Source organism: Burkholderia sp. Bp9004, assembly GCF_003858025.1.
Taxonomy (GTDB): Bacteria; Pseudomonadota; Gammaproteobacteria; order Burkholderiales; family Burkholderiaceae; genus Burkholderia; species Burkholderia diffusa.
Genome location: NZ_QTQD01000004.1, coordinates 320,772 through 340,953, shown reverse-complemented (window position 1 = coordinate 340,953; position 20,182 = coordinate 320,772). Strand labels below are relative to the sequence as shown.

The 20,182-nt window shown below is 64.8% G+C and carries 19 protein-coding genes; 8 read left to right on the top strand and 11 right to left on the bottom strand.

Annotated elements, in window-relative coordinates; genetic code table 11:
- Positions 1 to 46 precede the first annotated feature (46 nt).
- Positions 47 to 211 (bottom strand): hypothetical protein, encoded by a 165-nt coding sequence (locus DIE08_RS35540; RefSeq protein WP_162840554.1) that lies wholly within the window; start codon positions 209 to 211, stop codon positions 47 to 49.
- A 386-nt stretch (positions 212 to 597) separates the two neighbouring features.
- On the opposite strand from DIE08_RS35540, the gene DIE08_RS07560 reads away from it, so the two are divergent.
- The 4 genes from DIE08_RS07560 to DIE08_RS07545 all read left to right on the top strand — a co-directional run bounded on the left by DIE08_RS07560 (position 598) and on the right by DIE08_RS07545 (position 5,486).
- On the top strand, positions 598 to 2,190 hold the full coding sequence (locus DIE08_RS07560) for a helix-turn-helix transcriptional regulator (protein ID WP_124901486.1): 1,593 nt from the start codon (positions 598 to 600) through the stop codon (positions 2,188 to 2,190).
- A 157-nt stretch (positions 2,191 to 2,347) separates the two neighbouring features.
- Positions 2,348 to 2,539, top strand: coding sequence for a CsbD family protein (locus tag DIE08_RS07555; protein WP_059601065.1), 192 nt, complete (start codon positions 2,348 to 2,350; stop codon positions 2,537 to 2,539).
- A gap of 429 nt (positions 2,540 to 2,968) precedes the next feature.
- Positions 2,969 to 4,120, top strand: a complete 1,152-nt coding sequence (locus DIE08_RS07550) for a branched-chain amino acid ABC transporter substrate-binding protein (RefSeq protein ID WP_124901485.1) — start codon at positions 2,969 to 2,971, stop codon at positions 4,118 to 4,120.
- A 193-nt stretch (positions 4,121 to 4,313) separates the two neighbouring features.
- Complete coding sequence (locus DIE08_RS07545; RefSeq protein WP_059601807.1) at positions 4,314 to 5,486, top strand: FAD-binding oxidoreductase; 1,173 nt, start codon at positions 4,314 to 4,316, stop codon at positions 5,484 to 5,486.
- 125 nt (positions 5,487 to 5,611) lie between these two features.
- Here DIE08_RS07545 and DIE08_RS07540 read toward each other — a convergent pair whose 3' ends face one another.
- The 9 genes from DIE08_RS07540 to DIE08_RS07500 all read right to left on the bottom strand — a co-directional run bounded on the left by DIE08_RS07540 (position 5,612) and on the right by DIE08_RS07500 (position 15,062).
- Complete coding sequence (locus tag DIE08_RS07540; protein WP_124620675.1) at positions 5,612 to 6,184, bottom strand: PAS and helix-turn-helix domain-containing protein; 573 nt, start codon at positions 6,182 to 6,184, stop codon at positions 5,612 to 5,614.
- Positions 6,185 to 6,219: 35 nt separating this feature from the next.
- On the bottom strand, positions 6,220 to 6,792 hold the full coding sequence (locus tag DIE08_RS07535; RefSeq protein ID WP_124901484.1) for a DUF5943 domain-containing protein: 573 nt from the start codon (positions 6,790 to 6,792) through the stop codon (positions 6,220 to 6,222).
- 25 nt (positions 6,793 to 6,817) lie between these two features.
- Positions 6,818 to 7,789: a dipeptidase gene (locus DIE08_RS07530; protein ID WP_124901483.1), complete on the bottom strand. Its 972-nt coding sequence runs from the start codon at positions 7,787 to 7,789 to the stop codon at positions 6,818 to 6,820.
- A 56-nt stretch (positions 7,790 to 7,845) separates the two neighbouring features.
- Entirely contained in the window at positions 7,846 to 9,192 is a 1,347-nt protein-coding gene (locus DIE08_RS07525; protein ID WP_124620681.1) for an MFS transporter, read from the bottom strand.
- A 225-nt stretch (positions 9,193 to 9,417) separates the two neighbouring features.
- Positions 9,418 to 9,747, bottom strand: coding sequence for a LuxR family transcriptional regulator (locus tag DIE08_RS36530; RefSeq protein ID WP_124901482.1), 330 nt, complete (start codon positions 9,745 to 9,747; stop codon positions 9,418 to 9,420).
- Between the two features lie 162 nt (positions 9,748 to 9,909).
- Positions 9,910 to 10,362 carry a GtrA family protein gene (locus DIE08_RS07515; RefSeq protein WP_124901481.1) on the bottom strand — a complete coding sequence of 151 codons (453 nt, stop codon included), beginning with the start codon at positions 10,360 to 10,362 and terminating at the stop codon, positions 9,910 to 9,912.
- On the bottom strand, positions 10,359 to 11,867 hold the full coding sequence (locus DIE08_RS07510; protein WP_124901480.1) for an NAD(P)/FAD-dependent oxidoreductase: 1,509 nt from the start codon (positions 11,865 to 11,867) through the stop codon (positions 10,359 to 10,361). The genes DIE08_RS07515 and DIE08_RS07510 overlap by 4 nt, the downstream gene beginning before the upstream one ends.
- A gap of 103 nt (positions 11,868 to 11,970) precedes the next feature.
- The gene (locus DIE08_RS07505; RefSeq protein ID WP_260436471.1) at positions 11,971 to 13,995 is read right to left on the bottom strand and encodes a hypothetical protein; all 2,025 of its coding nucleotides are present in this window, start codon (positions 13,993 to 13,995) and stop codon (positions 11,971 to 11,973) included.
- Positions 13,996 to 14,843: 848 nt separating this feature from the next.
- Positions 14,844 to 15,062, bottom strand: coding sequence for a hypothetical protein (locus DIE08_RS07500; protein ID WP_124901479.1), 219 nt, complete (start codon positions 15,060 to 15,062; stop codon positions 14,844 to 14,846).
- Between the two features lie 97 nt (positions 15,063 to 15,159).
- Between DIE08_RS07500 and DIE08_RS07495 the strand changes: the two genes are divergently transcribed.
- From DIE08_RS07495 to DIE08_RS07480, 4 genes are all read left to right on the top strand, one after another.
- On the top strand, positions 15,160 to 16,359 hold the full coding sequence (locus DIE08_RS07495; RefSeq protein ID WP_124901478.1) for a PLP-dependent aminotransferase family protein: 1,200 nt from the start codon (positions 15,160 to 15,162) through the stop codon (positions 16,357 to 16,359).
- 13 nt (positions 16,360 to 16,372) lie between these two features.
- Positions 16,373 to 16,561 carry a hypothetical protein gene (locus tag DIE08_RS07490; protein ID WP_124901477.1) on the top strand — a complete coding sequence of 63 codons (189 nt, stop codon included), beginning with the start codon at positions 16,373 to 16,375 and terminating at the stop codon, positions 16,559 to 16,561.
- Positions 16,562 to 16,647: 86 nt separating this feature from the next.
- The gene (locus DIE08_RS07485; RefSeq protein WP_124901476.1) at positions 16,648 to 17,250 is read left to right on the top strand and encodes a pyridoxamine 5'-phosphate oxidase family protein; all 603 of its coding nucleotides are present in this window, start codon (positions 16,648 to 16,650) and stop codon (positions 17,248 to 17,250) included.
- Positions 17,251 to 17,421: 171 nt separating this feature from the next.
- Positions 17,422 to 18,699 carry an epoxide hydrolase family protein gene (locus tag DIE08_RS07480; RefSeq protein WP_124620712.1) on the top strand — a complete coding sequence of 426 codons (1,278 nt, stop codon included), beginning with the start codon at positions 17,422 to 17,424 and terminating at the stop codon, positions 18,697 to 18,699.
- 48 nt (positions 18,700 to 18,747) lie between these two features.
- Here the strand turns inward: DIE08_RS07480 and DIE08_RS07475 are convergent, their stop codons facing one another.
- Positions 18,748 to 20,139 (bottom strand): PLP-dependent aminotransferase family protein, encoded by a 1,392-nt coding sequence (locus DIE08_RS07475; protein ID WP_124901475.1) that lies wholly within the window; start codon positions 20,137 to 20,139, stop codon positions 18,748 to 18,750.
- Positions 20,140 to 20,182 lie beyond the last annotated feature (43 nt).

Below are 20,182 nucleotides of genomic sequence, written 5' to 3'. Positions count from 1 at the left end.
CTTCGATTGACGTGGTGGATGGGAATCGGCGCAGGCGCGCCGCGCGTTACCGTGCGATCGGCGTGTCGTAGCCGGGCTCGCGCGGCGGCATGTCGGGGCGCGGCACGTCGGGCGGCAGCGGCACCGGCGGATCGGTGCCAGGCGACGGTTCGGGCGGATGGTCCGGGGCCGGCTCGGGTCGCGTCGGATCGGGTGTCTGATGCAGCTTCATCAGGGGATCCTCCTCTGCGGTATGAAAGGGCGGCGCATGGGCGCCGATGCACTACCAGCGTACCGGCGCGACTGCACGCGGACATCGCGCAAATTCACCGGATCGGCTAGTGCGTTTGCACGGGGACGGAACGAAGGAGCGGGAACGGGACGTGCATCGTGATGCGCGTGATGCGGGATGATCGGTGCGCCAGTCGTGCCGCGCGCAGTTAGGCGGGATAGCGCACGCAGGCGGCGCGGCGTGCGAATGTACTATTGCGCATGGTGCATCCGCGCCTGTCGATTGCATCGGCCGCACGCGATCATCGCGTGCACGCGCCAGCCGGCGCAGGTTGGCGCGGAGGCGACCGGCCCGTCAACCATGTCGACCATGTGGACCACCGATCAATGGACGAACGCGTAAACGAACAGGCGCTGAAGTCGCATACCGACAGGCGCCAGCTGCACCAGATCATCGCGGGGCTCGCCGAGGGCGTGATCCTGATCGAGCCCGACCAGCGCATCGTGTGGGCGAACGAGGCCGCGCTCGCGATGCACGGCGTCACCGAGCTCGACGCGCTCGGCGCGGACGTCACCGAGTATCGCGAGCGCTTCCGGCTTCGCTACCGGAACAATCATCCGGTGCGCGACGGCCACTATCCGATGGATCGCGTGATCGCGGGTGAGGAATTCAGCGACGTGACCGTCGAAGTCGAATCGGCCGCCGACGAGAACGTGAGCTGGGTCCACCGCATCCGCAGCCTCGTGCTGACGAACGCGGCCGGCGAGCCCGACTGCCTCGCGCTCGTGCTGCACGATGCGACCGAATGGGCGAGCGCCGAGGACCGCTTCGAGCGCACGTTCAACGCGAACCCGGCGCCGGCCGTGATCTGCCGGCTCGACGACCTGCGCTACGTGAAGGTCAATCAAGGCTTCCTCGAGATGACGGGCCATGCGCGCGACGACGTGCTCGGCCGCTCCGTCTACGAAGTCGACGTGCTCGAACAGGCCGAGCGGCGCGAACTCGCGATCGAGCGGCTGGGTGACGGCGCGACGATCCCGCAGATGGAGGCCGTGCTCAAGTGCGCGGACGGCGGCACGAAGGCGGTGGTGGTTGCCGGGCAGCCGATCGACATGAACGGCGAGGCGTGCATGCTGTTCACGTTCATGGATCTCGAGCCGCGCAAGCAGGCCGAGCTCGCGCTGCGGCAGAGCGAAGAGCGTTTCGCGAAGGCGTTCCGGATGGCGCCGGTCGCGACCGCGATCGTCACGGCCGGCCGCTTCGAGCTGCTCGACGTGAACGATGCCTTCGTCGGGATGGCCGGCCATGCGCGCGACGATCTGCTCGGCAAGTCGGCGGACGAGATCGGGCTGTGGGCCGACCGCGGGGCCCGGCAGCGCATCGACAGCCAGCTCGCGCGCGACGGCAACGTGCGCAACGCGGACGTGCAGATCCGCACGCGCGACGGCGACGTGCGCGATTGCGTCGTGTCGGCCGAACCGGTCGCGATTCACGGGCAGGATTGCCTGCTGATCGCGCTGCTCGATATCAGCGACCGCAAGCGCACCGAGATGGAGCTCGTCTATGCGATCGAGACCGCGATGCAGGACGCGTCGTGGTTCAGCCGCACGCTGATCGAAAAACTGGCGAACGTGCGGCGCGCGAATGCGCCGGACGCGGGCGCGCAGCTGTCGGACCTCACCGCGCGCGAGCGCGACGTGTTCGACCTGCTGTGTCACGGCCTCGCCGACAAGGAGATCGCCGCTCGCCTCGGGCTCGCGCCGAACACGGTCCGCAATCACGTCGCGACGATCTACGCGAAGCTCGACGTGCATAGCCGCGGCGAGGCGATCGTGTGGGCGCGCGAGCGGGGGATCGTCGGCGCGTCCGACACGAACGGCGTGCGGGGCGAGAAGGGCGCCGACAAGGGCGGCGACAAGGGCGGCGACAAGGGCGGCGACAAGGGCGGCGACAAGGGCGGCGCGAGCGGCAAGGACTGACGCCGGGCGTCGGGCCATCGGTGCGAATGCACCATGCAGGCTGGTGCATCCGCATCTGCCGCGCGCGGCGCGCGGCTGCGATCCTGTCCACTCGGCGGTGCGGCGCAGGCTGCCGTGCCGTCGGCTCTCTCTCCCCAACTCATCGCAGGAGACGACCATGGACAGGAATCGCATCGAAGGCAAACTCAAACAAGTGAAGGGTTCGGTCAAGGAAGCGCTCGGCAAGGTGACGGGCGACCGCGAGACGGAAGCGGAAGGCGTGGCCGAACAGCAGGCCGGCGAGGTCCAGGAGAAGGCCGGCGAGGCGGCCGATGCCGTGCGCAAGCAGACGGGCACCGATAGGCATTGACCGGCCCCGCGTCATCGACCGGATCGCGCGATGTGCCGAGCGTTACCGCTGCCTGATTCGGTGATGATGCTTCATCGGCATTACCCCCGCGCAGCCTCGGTGCAACGGGGCAAGCGCGCACCCCGCTGATGTTTCTTCTCCCCGGCCCGCCGTCGCGCGGGCCGCGTGCCGTCGGCAGCGTCGGCACTTGATGACAATTCCTCACAACGTAGTTCCGATATTTCGTTTGCTGCACGCGTATTGGCTACCCACAATCGGTTCACCTCTTTCGCGCCGACAGGTTTCCCGGAGACGGAACCGCGAAGATCGACCGGCAAGTGACGCGCCATCGGCGCCAGGCCGGCGACAGAACAATCACCGGCACGCGGGAGGTCGCCGGCGCGCGATGATCGCGCGTCGCATCCCGACCCACAGAAGAAGGATTGGCTGATGACGTTCCGCATTCGTTCGCTTTCCGGTATTGCACTGACCGCCGCGATCCTCGCATTCCAGACGGGCGCGGCCCACGCGCAGGAGACGGTCGTCAAGGTCGGCGTGGCCGTGCCGCTGACCGGCGGCGGCGCCGCGTACGGCAAGGACATCGAGAACGGCGTGCGCATGGCCGTGGATGAAGCGAACGCCGCGCACACGACGATCGGCGGCAAGCCGGTGAAGTTCGTCGTCGCGTCGCAGGACGACCAGAGCGATCCGCGCATCGGCGTGCAGGCCGCGCAGCAGTTGACCGACGCGCAGGTGGCCGTCGTGATCGGCCACTTCAATTCCGGCACGACGCTGCCCGCGTCGAAGATCTACGCGAAGGCCGGCATTCCGATGATCACGCCGTCGGCGACCAATCCGGACATCACGCGCGCCGGGCTCGGCACCGTGTATCGGGTGATCGCGACCGACGCGCAGAACGCCGGCAACGCCGGTTCGTATGCGGCGGGTGTGACCAAGGCGAAGCGCATCGCGATCATCGACGACCGCACCGCGTTCGGCCAGGGCGAAGCCGACGAGTTCGAGAAGGCCGCGAAGGCGAACGGCGGCACGATCGTCGCGCGCGAATTCACGAACGACAAGGCCGTCGACTTCAGCGCGCAGCTCACGAAGATCAAGAGCACGAATGCCGACCTGGTGTTCTTCGGCGGCCTCGACGCGCAGTCCGCGATGCTGGTCAAGCGCATGCGCCAGCTCGGCATCCGCGCGCAGTTCCTGGCCGGCGGCGGCGTGATGAACGCGAACTTCATCAAGCTCGCCGGCAACGCGGCCGAAGGCGCGGCCGTGTGGGAATACGGGCAGCCGCTCGCGCGTCTCGCGAAGGGCAAGCAGTTCGAAACGAAGTTCAGGCAGAAGTACGGCGTCGACATGCTCGCTTATGCGCCGTTCGCGTACGACGCGACGTGGATCGCGATCAACGCGATGCAGAAGGCGAACTCGACGAAGCCGGCCGATTTCAACGGCGCGCTGAAGGGCACGCGCTACGACGGCATCACCGGCACGATCGCGTTCACGAACACGGGCGACCTGAAGAACCCGAGCTCGACGCTGTATGAAGTGAAGAACGCCGCGTGGCAGCCCGTCACCACGCAAACGGCGGACTGAATACCCGAACGCGCGCGGACTTTCGCGGCGACGCAGGACGTGCTGAAATAGCCGGAGCGATCGGATGCGGTCGCGGCGCACGTCGGGGCGATTCGCCGGGTGGTCCGCTCGCACGGCGCCGCGCGCGACGCGGCACGAACAACCTTCGGCGCGGCCGGCCGGCCGCGCCTTTCACGTGCAACTGGAGTCAGTCGTGAGTTCTCAAGTCGTCATCGTCGGCGGTGGTGTGATCGGCAGCTCGATCGCCTATTTCCTGCGTGCTACCGATCCGACGGTGTCCGTGACCGTCATCGAACGCGATCCCACCTATGCGAGGTCGTCGTCGGCGCTGTCGGCCGCGTCGATTCGCCAGCAGTTCTCGACGCCGCTGTCGATCGAGATGTCGCTGTTCGGGATCGACTTCCTGCGCACGATCGGCGAACGGCTCGAGGTCGACGGCACGCGGCCGTCGATCGATCTGCACGAAGGCGGTTATCTGTTTCTCGCGACGCCGGCGGGCGATGCGACGCTGCGCGAGAACCATGCGCTGCAGACGAAGCTCGGCGCCGATATCCTGCTGATGGATCGCGATGCGCTGCGCGCGAAGTTTCCCTGGCTGAACGTCGACGATCTCGTGTCGGGCTGCTATGGCGTGAGCGGCGAAGGGTGGTTCGACGGTTACGGGCTCGTGCAGGCGCTGCGCAAGAAGGCGCAGGCACTGGGCGCGCGGTATGTGCCGGCCGATGTGACCGGCGTCGTTCGCGACGGTCGCAAGGTCACGCACGTGGTGACGAACGACGGCGAGCGCTACGCATGCGACACGCTCGTCAACGCGGCCGGTGCGTGGACGCGCACGCTGTCGTCGATGATGGGCATCGACATCCCCGTGTATGCGCGGCGTCGCAGCATCTTCAACGTGTCGTCGCCGGCGAAGCTGACCGATTGCCCGCTGCTGATCGATCCGACGGGCGTGTATTTCCGGCCGGAAGGGCGCACGTACATCTGCGGAACATCGCCGAGCCCGGATCGCGATCCCGACGACCTGCCGCTCGACGAGGTCGATCACGACCTGTTCGACGAGGTGATCTGGCCGACGCTCGCGAATCGCGTGCCGGAGTTCGAAGCGCTGCGCGTGGAGAACTGCTGGTCCGGGTACTACGAGTACAACGTGTTCGATCACAACGCGATCATCGGATATCACCCCGAACTCGACAACGTGGTGTTCGCGAACGGGTATAGCGGGCACGGGCTGCAGCAAGGGCCCGCGACGGGGCGTGGAGTGAGTGAACTGATCCTGGGCGGGCGGTATGAATCGCTCGACCTGTCGTCGCTCGGCTGGGAGCGTGTGCTCGAAAACCGGCCGATCGTCGAAAAGAACGTCGTGTAGCGCGGCGTGACCGCCCGGTGTGGGGTGGGCGGGATTCTCCTTGTGTCTCAATCTGATTGGCCCGGCTTTGCCGGGCTTTTTTTTCGGAGCGGGGATGCAGGATGCGCCGCTCTCGCGCGCGCAACTCACGCCAGCAGGCACGCGATCAGTTCGTGGGTCGTGCGTACCTCGTATTTCCTCAACAAGCTCGCGCGATGAATATCGACCGTGCGCGGGCTGATGCTCAGTTCCTTGCCGATTTCCTTGCTGGTGAGCCCGTGAACCAGGAATGCCGCGACGTCGCGCTCGCGATCGGTCAAGGTGCTGGTGACGTCGGGATGCTTGGCGTTCTCCGACAGGTCGGTGAAGGTCCAGATGGCCAGCTCGAAGGGCCGCTTCGGGTTGTAGCCGAAGCCGCACACGGTGACCCAGAAATGACTGCCGTCGACGCGACGCATGATGCGGTCGTCGCTGAACCCCGCATGTTTCGCGAGCAGCGGCGCGAGGCGGCGGCCCGTCGTCGCGAAGTCCTTCTGCTGCGGATACAGCTTCGCGAACGACTGGTCGATGATGTCGTCGCGGGTCGCCCGGAACAGTTGCAGCGCCTTCTCGTTGCAGTCGACCATGATGCGTTCCCTGGCGACGATGGCCGCGACGGGCAGATGCCTGAAGAGATCTTCGTAGTCGAGGCTTGGCATCGTGTCGGTCATGGTCGGCATCTTGTCGACGGGTCCGAACCGTGTTCGGACCAAGGCTATCGGGCGGGTTCGCTCCCGTCGGATTGTAGCGCTTGCAACGGTTTGCGCCCGACATGAAAGACACAGCAGTCGTGTCCTTCTCCCGCGCACCGGACCTCCGAAGCATGCGCGCGCGGGCCCTTGCTCGCCGTGTCGAGCGCGGTGTCGTTGACCCAGTCCATCGCGCCGGCGAACCAGCCCGCGAACATGTAGCAGAGCTTGCCGTGCTTGTCGGGCTGCGCCAGCACGAACGACGAGTGGTGCAGATGGATGCGCGCATGCGACGTCGCCGGATCGGCTTCCGCGATGCTGAACACGCCCCAGCCGCGCTGCGACAGCCGTTTCAGATAATGCTCGAACACGGCCATGCCGCCGATGCCGTGCTGCTTCGCTTCCTTGTCGCACCAGTGATGGGCGGACTTGTAGCCGGCCGTGTAGAGAATCGACGCGTAGGCGGCGCGGCCGAGCGCTTCCTCGACGGCGACATGATTGTTCGTGAAGAAGTGACGCGGCACGTACAGCATCGGCAGCGCGTCGGTGGTCCAGACACCGGAGTCCGGATCGACGTCGATGGGCAATTGCGGTTGCATGGCGGGTGTGTATGCGTCGTGCGATTCAGCCGTTCCAGACTTCGCCGAACACCCGCAGCCAGTTCTCGCCCATCACTTTGCGGATGCGCGATTCGCTCCAGCCGGCGCGTTGCATCGCGGCCGTGAGGTTCGGGAATTCGCCGATCGTTCGGATGCCTTCCGGATTGACGACCTTGCCGAAATCCGTCAGGCGACGATAGCGGCCCTTGTCGTGCGTGATCCAGTCGAAGAACTCGGTGCTGTAGCCCTGCGTGAAGTCCGTGCCGATACCGACCTTGTCCTCGCCGATCAAGTCGATCACATATTCGATCGCTTCCAGATAATCGTCGATGGTCGCGTCGGCGCCGCGTCGCAGGAACGGCATGAACATCGTCACGCCCACGAAGCCGTTTGCTTCCGCGATCTCGCGCAGCTGATCGTCCGTCTTGTTGCGCGGATGCGCCTTCAGCGCGGACGGGCAGCAGTGCGAATAGGTGACCGGCTTCTTCGAACAGGCGATCGCGTCGGACGACGTCTTCGCGCCGACGTGCGAGAGATCCACCATGATGCCGACCCGGTTCATCTCCTGAATCACTTCGCGGCCGTATCCGGACAGCCCGCCGTCGGGTTCGTAGGAACCCGTGCCGACGAGGTTCTGCGTGTTGTAGCAGAGCTGCACCACATTCACGCCGAGTTCCTTGAATACCTCGATATAGCCGAGGTTGTCCTCGAACGCATACGAGTTCTGGAAGCCGAGAATGATGCCGGTCTTGTTCTCCCGCTTCGCGCGCACGATATCGTCCGTCGTGCGCACGAGCGTGAGGATTTCGCTGTATTCGCGGATCTGCTGCTTCATTTCCGCGATGTTGTCGATCGTCTTCTGGAAGTCTTCCCACACGGAGACCGTGCAGTTGACGGCCGTGACGCCGCCCGTGCGCATGTCTTCGAACACCGAACGCTCGAATCGGGAAATGTTCAGGCCGTCGATGATGATGCTGGAGTCGTGAAGGCTGGTCATGGTGTCTGTCGATGCGTTGGATGCTTGCGGACAGGCTGCGGAAGCGGCGCCCGTGCTCAAACGGCGCCTTCGACGCCGCGCTTGGCGGACCGGGCGGCGCCCGCGATCGCCGGACCGGCTTCCTCGAGTGCCGTCTTCGACGTTTCCGGCAGGGACAGGCCGCCGATCATCGCGAAGAGCGACACGGCGATCAGGTAGTACGCGGGCGACAGGTTCGTGCCGGTCGCGGAGATCAGCCACGTGGCGACGAGCGGCGCGGTACCGCCGAAGATCGTGTAGGCGAGGTTGTACGTGATCGCCGATGCCGTGTAGCGCGTTTTCGTCGCGAACACTTCGGACATCAGCGGTGCCGTCACCACGCCCGAGAACACCGCGCCGATCGCAAGCAGCGCGACGCCGATCAGCGATTGCGACAGCACGCCCGAGCCGCCGAGCGAGAACGCCGGATAAACCGACACGATGATGAAGATGCCGGTCGTGGCGATCGTCGCGCGGCGGCCGACGAGGTCGGAGAACAAGCCGGCGACCGGGCACAGGGCCGCGGCGAAGAAGAGCGCGAGCACCGTCACGAGAAGCGACGTGCCGCGAGACAAGTGCCCGGCCACTTGAAGGTAGGTCGCGAAATACGTCGTGAACGTATAGAACGACAGCGCCGTCACGGAAACGAACGCGCCGAGCTTCAGGATATTCAACGACTGCGAATGCAGCGTTTCCATCAGCGGGGCATGCGCGATGTCGTGCTTGCCTTCGAGCGCCTGGAACGCGGGCGTTTCATTCAGGTTCACACGCAGGTAGACGCCGATGAGGCCGACCGGTGCCGCGATCAGGAACGGCACGCGCCAGCCCCATTCGACCATGGCCTGCGACGACAGCGACGATTCGAGCAGATAGGCCACCACCGCCGCGCAAGCGAACGACGAGAAGGTCGATACCGGCACGAAGCTGCCGAAGAAGGCGCGGCGGCGGCGCGGTGCATGTTCCATCACGTACGCGCATGCGCCGGCGTATTCGCCGCCTGCGGAGAACCCCTGGACGCAGCGAATGATCGTGAGCAGCAACGGTGCCCAGTAGCCGATGCTCGCGTAGGTCGGGAGCAGGCCGATCAACGTCGTCGAGCCGGCCATCATCAGGATCGTCAGCGCGAGGGTGCGCTTGCGTCCGATCCGGTCGCCGATCACGCCGAAGACGAGGCCGCCCAGCGGGCGGAATGCGAAGGCCACCGCGAACACCGCGAAAGTCTTCAGGAGCCCGATCGTTGGGTCGCCGCTGGGGAAGAATTCGCGCGTCAGGATGGTGGCGAGAAAGCCGTATGCGGCGAAATCGAACCATTCGACGAAATTGCCGATCGACGCTGCGGCGATCACGCGTCGTAGCGTGCTGGTATCGACGTCCTGGGTGGTCATGGTCGTGTCCTCTTTATGTGGGCGCTTGGATTCGCGTCGAAAACCATGGTAAGGAGGACAATTACCTAGGTCTATACGTGTCAATTACCTAGGTAATCAGGGTGGGCTGCGAGGCTGCCGACCATTGAACCGGGCAACCGGGGTTGCCGTTTTGACGGTGTTACCGTCCCGCGAGCATGGCGCTGCGTTGTAAAAGTCGGCGCGCGGCCGATGAAGAGAAGGGCGTCAGAACAGGAGTCCCAGAATGGTCGCCTTGACCGCGGCTTCGGTCTTGTTGGTCGCATTCAGCTTGCGCATCGCATTGACGAGGTGAAATTTCACGGTGCGCTCGTCGACATGCATGATCTTGCCGATCTCGACGTAGGTTTTCCCCGCAGCAGACCATTGCAGCGACTCCCGCTCGCGAGCTGTCAACTCGACGGCAAAGTAGTTTTGACTCACATCGCGCTTGACCCACGGCTCCGGATAATTGGGCTGCAGCATGAACTGCGGATTGGTCACCGGGAACGGAATGCGCAGGCCGAACGAACAATACTCGAATCCAAGTGCTCGCACATCGCACGCAGGCGTGTCCGCCCGGCGTCATGGCGTTGATGGTGTCGCGGCGTGTGCGGGCCGGACGGACGTGGACGAAACGCGGCTCTGCCTCAAGTGCGGACGCCGCGGGTGTGCTGGGAATTCTGCGCAGACCCTGGCCACCCGCCTCGCACACAGCCCTCAACGAACCGTCGCCTCGACGCGCGCATCCCCGCCGACTTCCCGGCGCTCAGTCGCCAATACGGTGGCCGGTACATGCGGTCCCGGCACCCGGAATACGGCGACCCTGCGAATCAGATACAGCGTGATAAAGCTGACCGTCACCGCGATGCATTTCGCGGCGTTATTGCCGAGCAGTGCCGAAGCAACGTGCACGATGCCCCCAGTTAGCAGCGAACCGAACCCGCAGCTCGCCGCGAACAGCAGCGCTTCGCCGAGCTGCCGGCGGCCTGTCGTCTCCGAGCGGAATACGAAGCGGCGCGAAAGCATGTAATTCACGACGCCGCCGATCAGGTACGCCATCCACGCCGACATTCCGGCATCGATCTGCATGGTCGAGGTCAGCGCGAGGAACAGAGACCAGTCGGCGACGAGCGACAGTGCGCTCACGACGAAATAGCTGGAAAACATCATGTCCGCCCCCACTGAACAGTGCGGGCCGGGACCGCGCGCAACCCCGATGCGCCGGCTTGCGGTTCGCTGCCACTCTCGTGATATTCCGCGTCCTCATTGACGGCCCAGACGTCGCGAAGCTTGTGCCCGGCGACGATGTTCTCGACGGTCAACATCGCGGTCATCATCGCGTGATCCTGATTGTTGTACTTGTGCATTCCGTTACGGCCGACGAGATGCAGGTTCGGATAGTGCTCGGCCAGATCCGTGCGGACCTGATCCACGATGTCGCGATATTCGTCGTCGTACACGGGATATGCTTTCGGCTGACGAACGACGCGCGATCCGCGAATCTGGTCGCGCGTTGCAAGACCGATTTTCGCGAGTTCAACGATCGCAAGTTCGGTGATATCGGCGTCGCTGCTTTCCCACATCGAATCGCCGTCGAAGCAAAAGTATTCGAGTCCGAGGCAACCGCCCGTCGCCGCGTCCGGCACCATCTCGGGCGACCACGACGCGAAATTCTGGATGCGCCCGACCTTGACGGACGGGTCGTGGATGTAGATCCAGTTGTCCGTGAATGTGGCGGGCCTATCGAGTATCAGTGCGACCGTGATGAAGTCTCGATACTGCAGCTTCGACGCCGCAGCCGCGGATGACGGAGCGGGTGAAATTGCGTTAAGCGTTTCACGCAGCGGCGCGGTGCACACCACGTCACGCGCGCTGATGCGATTTATCTGGCCGTCCTGGCCGAGGGTTTCGACGAGCCAGCGCTGCGCGCGGCAGTCGTAGTGCATCGCACCGGCAGCTTGTCCCATCATCAGTCGTCCGCCCTGATCCTGGAATTTCCGGGCGGCGGCTTCCCACAACATGCCGGGGCCGCGGCGCGGGTAATGGAAGGATTCGATCAGGGTCTTGACCTGGGTCTTGCGCGACCGGATGCCGAGTGAGCGCTTCACTGCACTGACGATGGCGGTAGACAGGCTCAGGCCCTTGATGCGTTGCGCGGCCCAGTCGGCCGAAATCTCGTCGCACGACATGCCCCAGACCTTTTCGGTATACGTCTTGAAGAAGATCGAGAAAAGTCGTTCTCCGAATTGATTGGCGACCCATTGATGAAAGGACTTCGGGTTCGGGCAAGGCTTGACGCGGGCTGCAAGGTACGAAAGCACGCAGCGAGTACTTTCGATGATGCCGAGATTAAGCAGGGCCTCGATTCCGTCGAGTGGGTAACGGTAGAACTTGTTTCGGTAAAAGATGCGCGAGCTGCGCGGGCGCTCGATGAAGTCGTCCGGCAGCAGTTCATGCCACAGTGCGACCACGTCCGCGGATTTGGAGAAGAAGCGGTGTCCCCCGATGTCGAAGCAGTGGCCGTTGAACCGTTCGGTACGACTGATGCCGCCGACATAGTGAGGATCCTTCTCGACGAGTGCGACCGACAGCTCGGTCTGCTTGGTCAGCAGATAGCCGGCGGTGAGGCCGCCCGGCCCCGCGCCGATGATGAGTACGTCAACCGATTGATCCATGTTGTCACCCCGAGTCTTAGATCGCTGGTCCATTGACTTTCGTATCGGCCGCGCCAGCTGGACGGCAAACTGCCATGTCGAATCGATGATTGGGATTTCCCGTTCAAACGTCGTGTGCTGGCGCGGAGCGAGATCGGGATGCATCGCCTCGAGCGGCAGTTGGTGGTCGCGCGGGCACCGCGTTGATCTTGTTGGCTTGTTGCGTGCTCACGAATGACGCGTTCCGAGCTGCGGCAGTCGTCCTGATGCTGCGGCAGTCGTACAGCCAGACAGTGTTGTTGGGTTCGGGTGACCAGGCGTAGCGGGTCACCAGCTCCGGGTAGCGCTGATGCGACACGATGAAATCCAGCACCGGGTCTGCACAGATGTGCTGGATGCCCGCTCGGGTCAGCGGAACGTATTCATACTTGGACACGAAAACGGTCGACTTTTTTTCCGTGCCGTTGTCGCCGCGTGGTCGCGCGGCATACGGGTCTTGTTTGATCAGTTCGACCCGCCGTACGGCCTCGAAGGTAGTCCGGCGGTGGAAGATCAGACCTGCAGCCTGTGTCGACGAGTAATAGCTCGACGTCTTCATCATTAGCCACGGATAGACCACTTCGTCCTCCGGGCCGTCCCAATAGACGATGTCGCCGCGTGCGACCGTACCTTCGAATGGCGCGAGGTCCGCGCGGTCGGCGCCGGCTTCCATGATCTTGGCCGGTTCCGAGCGCTGGTCGATATTGACAAGTCCGTAGCCGGCGAATGCGACCAGCATGACGGGCAGGCCGATGACCGCGATGCGTTTTCGCGACAGATTGAGCATGACGAACAACGCGACCAGTGTGACGGCCAGGTGCGTGTGAATGAGCGTTTCGAGCCACGGGATGTCCAGCATCACGCTGCCGGTCGGATATGCGACGCGACCGACCTGATACGCGCACTGGAAGACGATCCAGACCGTCGCGGCAACGAGCGTCGTGCCGATCCACGTATAGCGAAGTGCCGGGGCGAGGTCGCTGAGAAGTGCCCTCGGAGCGCCGGGTGCCGGCCGTCCGGCCGTCGCGTTGTGCGCCACGGAGATTGCCAGCGCGATGATTCCACCGCCGACGTCGAGCAGTAGCCAGCAAATCGCGAACAACCAGATCAGCGTCGGTTGCGTGTGACACTCGCGTCGCACGAGCAATATCGCCGCAGGCCATTGCATCAACGTCAGCAGCCACAGCGCGCGCCAAGGTTGCAGCTGTATCCAGACCGCGTCCTGTCCGGTCAAGTCCGCGATCGTGGTTAGCGCGACACCGGCAACACCGATCAGCGTGAGGTTCGACCACAGCGTCCGGTAATCCTGAACTTGGGTCGCACATAGCGTCGCAGGAAGTGCGATAGCCCAACACACCTTGCTCCACTCAGTGAGCGACCATAAGGTCGGAAACAGGAATGGCGCGTTGTAGCGCGCGATTGACCGCCATTCCGGATCGAACGGATACAGGTGCAGCGCCTTGAACGGCGGCATCTGGACGACGGCGAAAGCGATCAGCGCGAGCGGCAATAGCCGCCACCACTTCGCCCGTGGCATCCGGCCGAGTACGACGAAGATAAACGAAGCGCCGCCGATCAGCGGATGAACGGCAGTTGCGACGATTGTCAGCGCAATGGCAATGCGATATCGGCGCTCGAGCATCGACGCAAGCGCCCACAGGCCAAGCGCTTCGGCGGGAAGCCGGGCGGTGAGAAAGCCTTCGTCGTACGAGAAGATCAACCCGGCGCCGTAATCGGACGGCATGCAGGCAACGAAGAACAATGCGAGCCAATGCCATGGTTCGGGCAGCAGTTTCTTTGTCAGCCGCCACATGCCGCTCCACCAGAGTGCCTGCGCTGCGATCAGGCACGCGAGATTGCTCGCGCGGAGTCCGAACGCTGAGACGAGCTTCGCGAAGATTCGGCCATAAATCGTCCAGCGATCCTGGGAGCCATATTCAAAGAACAGGTCGTGCGAAAAATTCTCGGGATGAGCGTTATATAGCGCCTGCGCGGTATACAGGATCGCGTCGTGTCGAATGCCTGTATAAGGGTGAGTTATCAGGAACAGAACGACCAGCGAAAGCGCAAGTGCGATGACCGAATAAGGTCGTTTCTGAGTCCGATTCATGATTGAATGGAAGACTTTTATCGACGATATTTCATGAGCCCGGCAATCCGTACGCGGCGGAGCGAAACGAGGGGTTCAGGCTTCGCTGATGGCGGCGGGTACATCCTGACGGTCCGGGCCTTTCGGTGAAAGGCCGGGCGGCGCTCAGGGCGTGCGTTGCGGCTTGCAGTCCATAGCCCGCGATACGCGGGTGCTCATGCCGACGACGTGAGAGGTGGCATGGTGCGGTCGTGCGCGCACAGACTTCCGCGGTTTCTGATTCCGCGCGGATGCCTGTCGGAATGTCCGGCAACTGCCGGAGACCGCTCCCGGTGCGATCGTTGCTGCGCCGCTGCTCATCCCCGACGACGCCGCGATCGAAATGATGATGCTTGTTCTCATCGTGTCCCCCGATGCGTCCTGCACCGAAAAAGCGCTTTTACTGGTGCATCGGACGCGGACTCTGTAGAAATTTTTGGTTAAGCGCCGGGACGGCTGGCCCAGCGCGTTTGACGCGAACGCACGGAGCGTGCCACGGCGTTCGGAGCGTGCGTTCCAGGCTGATGAGGCGGCATCGATGCGAGCCGAAGTCCCGGTTGTCGTGCGAAATGTGTCAGTCTTGAAACCACCGGATCGGCTCGGCAGTCCATCGCGGCGCGGTTGAACGTGGACGGCGGGCACATCACGATCGGTTTTGATCTTGAAGCAGAGGCCGGCGAGCGATGGCGAGACCCTCCCCCGGCGAGCGAGTCCTCGGTGTCGGACAGGCAACCAGGCACTCGCCGACCGCGAGCATGGCGGGAATCAGCGGTCGTGTCGGCGCATGTGCGCATGGGGTGCGCCCGGACAACCGGAACGTGCGCAATGTTTCAGATTTGAAACGTTGCTTTGGAAAATGCCCTTGCGATCACGCTGGGCCGAAAGTCGGCAACGGATCGAGAACCGCCGGTCATCTCGACCACACGGTCCACCCGGTCGCGTGCTTTCGCACCGCCGGCAAGCACCGGCCTGCTGCCGCCAATTGATGACCAAACCGCAAGACCTAGTGCATAGATATCGTTTGCCGCGGCGTTAATGACTATCGACAATCGTGGCTCGAATTCCCGCCGTTGCGCCAGAAGCGCGCGTTGGCGGGCGGCCCCTGTCGGCTATCCCGGCCGTCTCCGCCACCCAGATCACGACGACATGTACGCGTTCACGCCCTCATTCCAGAATCCCGCCGGTTCGCCGATCCGCGAGCTGTTCAAGTACCTCTCCGAGCCGGGGATGATTTCGTTCGCCGGCGGCTACCCGGCCAGCGACCTGTTCGACGTCGACGGCCTGAACACGGCTGCCGAACGCGCGTACGCGCAGCCGGTCCGCTGCCTGCAATACGGCCCGACCGACGGCCTTGCCGAACTGAAGCAGCAACTGATCGCGTTGATGGCGCGCCGCAACGTGACGTGCACGCCGGCCGAACTGCTCGTCACGACCGGCTCGCAACAGGGCCTCGATCTGCTGCTGCGCGTGATGGTCGCCCCGGGCGACGTCGTGTTGACCGAACAACCGGCGTATCCGGCGACGCTGTCGGCGATGCGCCTGCAGCAGGCGCGCATCGTGACGATCCCCGTCGACGGCGATGGCCTCGATGCCGACCGCCTCGCGTCGCAACTCGCATCCGGCGCGATCGTGCAGCCGAAGCTGCTCTACACGGTGCCGACCTTCGCGAATCCGACCGGCGCGACGCTTGCGCGCGAACGCCGCCTGAAGCTGCTGCGCCTCGCGGTGCAATACCGTTTCCTGATCGTCGAGGACGATCCCTACGGCGACCTGCGTTTCGCGGGAGAACCGGTGCCGTCGATGCTCGCGCTCGCGAACGAAGTCGAAGGCGCACGCGACTGGATCGTGCACTTCGCAAGCCTGTCGAAAATCGTCGCGCCGGGGCTGCGCGTGGGCTGGACGATCGCGCCGGCCGAGATCGTACGGCGCTGCGTGATCGCGAAGCAGACGGTCGACCTGTGCAGCGCGCCGTGGACGCAAGCCACCGCCGCCGAATATCTCGCCGCCGGCGCGCTCGAGCGTCATCTGCCGCGCATCACGGCGGCCTACAAGCGCAAGTGCGATGCGATGTGCGACGCGCTGCGCGACGGCTTCGGCGATGCGATCACGTTCCATCGTCCCGAAGGCGGGATGTTCGTGTGGGCGCGGATCGGCGCGGTGTCGTCGGACGTGCTGCTGCAACAGGCGATCGCGAACAAGGTCGTGTTCGTGCCGGGCAAGGCGTTCTTCGCGGACAACGTCGACGCCGCTTCGCTGCGGCTGTCGTTCGCCGCGCCCGACGTCGACGCGATCCGGGAAGGCGTGGCGCGCCTCGTGCGCGCGTATGGTGCGGCGCTGGCCGCGTGAGGAGGAGAGACACATGAGCATCGTCGTCAACGACACCGCACGGATGGATGAAGCGCCGCGCATCGCCGGTATCCGTCCCGTCCAACACAAGTCGTCGCAGATCGGCGCGGGGCCGCAGTACGTCGCCGACGTGCTCGGCCGCTTCGGCGCGGATTCGACCGACACGCACGACGCCGCACCGGTCGTCCTCGGCTACAACTGAACCGCATGGCGGGGGCCTGCAACGCAATCCCGCCGCCGAAACGATTAAGCTGGCGTGATCGAACCACGCAGGATCGCCAGATCATCATGTCCGACATCGATATCGAATCGCTCACGGAAACGTACGACCGCCTCTGGTCGTGCCTCGAGTCCGGCGTCGGCGCACAGCGCTCGCCGTTCACCATGGTGCAGGCCGCGACGCTCGGCCTCGACGGCGCGCCGAAGGTGCGCACGATCGTGCTGCGGCAAGTGAGCCGCGCCGATCATCGGCTGTCGTTCCATACCGATGCGCGCTCGGAGAAGGTCGTGGAGCTGCGCCGCGATCCGCGTATCGCGATCGTCGCGTACGATCTCGATTCACTCGTGCAGATTCGCGCGGAAGGCGTTGCGACGATTTGCGACGACGAAGCACAACGTCGCGCGGTCTGGCAATCGAGCCGTCCGCATACGCTGCTGCTGTATCGTGCACCGCTGCGCCCGGGCACGCCGATCGAGTCGCCGGAAGACGCGCACGTCACCGCAAGTCCGGGCACGGGCACGGCGACCACCGACGACGGCTACCGGAACTTCTGCCTGCTCCACGTCACGGTGACGCGCATCGACTGGCTCGACCTCGCCCGCGACGGCCATCGTCGCGCGGTGTTCGACGTGAGCGGCGACGGCTACGAAGGCCGCTGGATCGCGCCCTGACGGCGCGGTCGCGTCCCGGCTACAAACGCGTACAAACCAGACACATCCCCGATACGTCAGACCTTTCAAATGGGCAACGCCGCGCAACCGGCGCCCGCCCGAATGAAAGCGAAGGCGCGCCCCGCCGCGCGGCATGTTCACTTTCCACTTCACGAAAGGAGATGCCGAACGATGTCTTCCACACAGTTTTCCCCGATGCGTCGCCACCTGCTGGCCACTTCCGTGGCCGCCGGCGTATCCGCGATGTTGCCCACCGCGCTGCAGGCGGCAACCGGCGGCGACGGCATACGTCCGTTTACCGCCCATATCCCCGATGAAGCGCTGGCCGACCTGCGCCGCCGCATTGCAGCGACGCGCTGGCCGGGCCGCGAGACCGTCGCCGACGAATCGCAGGGCGTGCGGCTCGCGCGCATGCAGGCGCTGCTCCGTTACTGGGGCACCGACTACGACTGGCGCAAGGGCGAGGCGCGCCTGAACGGGTTCCCGATGTTCATCACCGAAATCGACGGGCTCGACATTCACTTCATCCACGTGCGTTCGCGGCACGCGAACGCGATGCCGATGATCATGACGCACGGCTGGCCGGGTTCGATCTTCGAGCTGCTGAAGGCGATCGGCCCGCTGACGGATCCGACCGCACACGGCGCGAGTGCCGACGATGCGTTCCACGTCGTCGTGCCGTCGCTGCCGGGTTTCGGTTTTTCGGGCCGTCCGACGAAGACGGGCTGGGGCTCCGATCACATCGCGCGTGCATGGGGCGAGCTGATGGCGCGCCTCGGCTATACGCGCTTCGTGTCGCAGGGCGGCGACTGCGGCTCGGTGATCTCGCACCGGATGGCGATGCAGCGCGTACAGGGCCTGGCCGGGATTCACGTGAACATGCCGGCGACGGTGCCGCCGGATATCGCGACGCTGCTCCAGACCGACGCGCCGGCACCGGCGTCGTTGTCGCCGAAGGAGAAGGCCGCGTACGAGAAGCTCGCGACGTTCTACCGCGACAACTGCGGCTACTCGGCGATGATGGTCACGCGCCCGCAGACGGTCGGCTATGCGCTCGCCGATTCGCCGTCGGGTCAGGCCGCGTGGATGTACGACAAGATCTCGCAGTGGACCTACAGCGGCGGCGTGCCCGAACGCTCGATCCCGCGCGACGAGATTCTCGACGACATTTCGTTGTACTGGCTGACCGACACGGCGACGTCCGCCGCGCAGATCTACTGGGAGGATCACTCGAACAACTTCAACGCGGTGGACATCTCGCTGCCGGCGGCGATCACGGTGTTCCCCGGCGAGATCTACCAGGCGCCGCGCAGCTGGGCCGAGCGCAGCTATCGGAACCTGATCTACTTCAACGAAGTCGACAAGGGCGGGCATTTCGCGGCCTGGGAGGAGCCGGAACTGTTCGCCCGGGAAGTGCGTGCCGGGTTCCGGCCGTTGCGTCGCGCGTAAGCGGGGTTTGACGGGAAAACGCGGGCCGGTTGCGATGCCGGCCCGCGTTCATTGCGACGTGAGCGTCTTCAACGCGTGCGCAAACCGCTTGTCCGCCAGATACGCGACGTTGAACCGGCAATACGCGGACGGCTGATCGGCCTGCGGCGAGAACACCGCGCCCGGCGCGAGGATCACGCCGCGCTCCAGCATCGCCTGCGCCAGTGCCATCGAATCCGGCCAGCCGGGCATCGCGGCCCACAGATACAGGTTCTGCTCGCTCGGCCGATAGACCTGTGCGCCGAGCCGGTCGAGCGCGTCGAGGGCGGTGCCGGTCGCACGTCGCAGCTTCTCCTGAAGATGATTCGTATGCCGGAGAAAATGCCCGTCGCTGACGATTGCGTCGAGCGTGCGCTCGCAATACTCGGAGCTGCTCACATGGGTCAGCATCTTCACGTCGGCGAGGTCGCTCGCGAGTGCCGCATTGCACGCGAGGAAACCCACGCGCAGCGCTGCCGATACCGACTTCGAGAAACTGCCGATATAGATCGTGCGGCGCAACTGATCGAGTGTCGAGATGCGCGTGAGCGAGCGTGGCCGAAGGTCGGCCAGCGCGTCGTCCTCGACGATGATCAGGTCGTGCGCCTCAGCGAGCTGCAGGATGCGGTGCGCCTTGGCCGCACTGGTATCGGTCGCGGTCGGGTTGTGCCCGACCGATTGCGTGAAGAACAGCTTCGGCCGGTAGGCGGCGATATGCTCGGCCAGCTTCGCGACATCGGGGCCGTCGATCTCGCGCGGCACGCCCACGACGTTCGCGCCGCTCAGCTTGAGCTTGCCGAACAGCGGGTAGTAGCCCGGGTCGTCGACGAGCACGGTGTCGCCGGGGCGCACGAAGTAGCGCAGCACGAGATCCATCGCCTGGTTCGCGCCGTGCGTGAGTACGATCTGCGCGGGCGGTGCCTCGATCTCGTAGCCGGCGAGCTTCTGCTGCAGCGACTGGCGCAGCGGCAGATACCCGAAGCGGCTGCCGTAGCGGAACAGCGACGCGGAGCCGGTACGCATGATGCGCTGCTGGTACTGGTTCAGCCGCGTCTCCTCGAGCCATTCGATCGGCGGGAAGCCTTCGCCCAGATTGAGCACGTCGGGCTTCTCGTGAAGCTGCTCGCGCATCAGCCACACGATGTCCATCGCGCGGTCGAGCGAGCTCGGCTCGTCGATGGTGGGCGCGGCTGCCGCGCGCCGCGTGACGAAGAAGCCGGAGCCGCGGCGCGGCTCGATCAGGCCATCGGCGGCGAGCAGCTCGAACGCGCTGATCACGGTGTTCTTCGAACACCCGGACGCCTCGGCGTATTCCCTGATGGAAGGCAGTTTCGCGCCGGCCGGCAACACGCCTTCCTCGATCTGTCTGGCGAGATTGTCCGCCATGGCGCCAGACAGGCTGGCTCTTGCACGCTGTTTCATCGCGATGTTCCGTCGGGCGGATTCACTGTCATGGGTACGGATG

Bases quoted from the DNA above. Each gene is read 5' to 3' on its own strand.
- DIE08_RS35540 (WP_162840554.1), bottom strand. From the start codon at position 211: ATGAAGCTGCATCAGACACCCGATCCGACGCGACCCGAGCCGGCCCCG.
- DIE08_RS07560 (WP_124901486.1), top strand. From the start codon at position 598: ATGGACGAACGCGTAAACGAACAGGCGCTGAAGTCGCATACCGACAGG.
- DIE08_RS07555 (WP_059601065.1), top strand. From the start codon at position 2,348: ATGGACAGGAATCGCATCGAAGGCAAACTCAAACAAGTGAAGGGTTCG.
- DIE08_RS07550 (WP_124901485.1), top strand. From the start codon at position 2,969: ATGACGTTCCGCATTCGTTCGCTTTCCGGTATTGCACTGACCGCCGCG.
- DIE08_RS07540 (WP_124620675.1), bottom strand. From the start codon at position 6,184: ATGCCGACCATGACCGACACGATGCCAAGCCTCGACTACGAAGATCTC.
- DIE08_RS07535 (WP_124901484.1), bottom strand. From the start codon at position 6,792: ATGCAACCGCAATTGCCCATCGACGTCGATCCGGACTCCGGTGTCTGG.
- DIE08_RS07530 (WP_124901483.1), bottom strand. From the start codon at position 7,789: ATGACCAGCCTTCACGACTCCAGCATCATCATCGACGGCCTGAACATT.
- DIE08_RS07525 (WP_124620681.1), bottom strand. From the start codon at position 9,192: ATGACCACCCAGGACGTCGATACCAGCACGCTACGACGCGTGATCGCC.
- DIE08_RS07515 (WP_124901481.1), bottom strand. From the start codon at position 10,362: ATGATGTTTTCCAGCTATTTCGTCGTGAGCGCACTGTCGCTCGTCGCC.
- DIE08_RS07510 (WP_124901480.1), bottom strand. From the start codon at position 11,867: ATGGATCAATCGGTTGACGTACTCATCATCGGCGCGGGGCCGGGCGGC.
- DIE08_RS07505 (WP_260436471.1), bottom strand. From the start codon at position 13,995: ATGAATCGGACTCAGAAACGACCTTATTCGGTCATCGCACTTGCGCTT.
- DIE08_RS07495 (WP_124901478.1), top strand. From the start codon at position 15,160: ATGTACGCGTTCACGCCCTCATTCCAGAATCCCGCCGGTTCGCCGATC.
- DIE08_RS07490 (WP_124901477.1), top strand. From the start codon at position 16,373: ATGAGCATCGTCGTCAACGACACCGCACGGATGGATGAAGCGCCGCGC.
- DIE08_RS07485 (WP_124901476.1), top strand. From the start codon at position 16,648: ATGTCCGACATCGATATCGAATCGCTCACGGAAACGTACGACCGCCTC.
- DIE08_RS07480 (WP_124620712.1), top strand. From the start codon at position 17,422: ATGTCTTCCACACAGTTTTCCCCGATGCGTCGCCACCTGCTGGCCACT.
- DIE08_RS07475 (WP_124901475.1), bottom strand. From the start codon at position 20,139: ATGAAACAGCGTGCAAGAGCCAGCCTGTCTGGCGCCATGGCGGACAAT.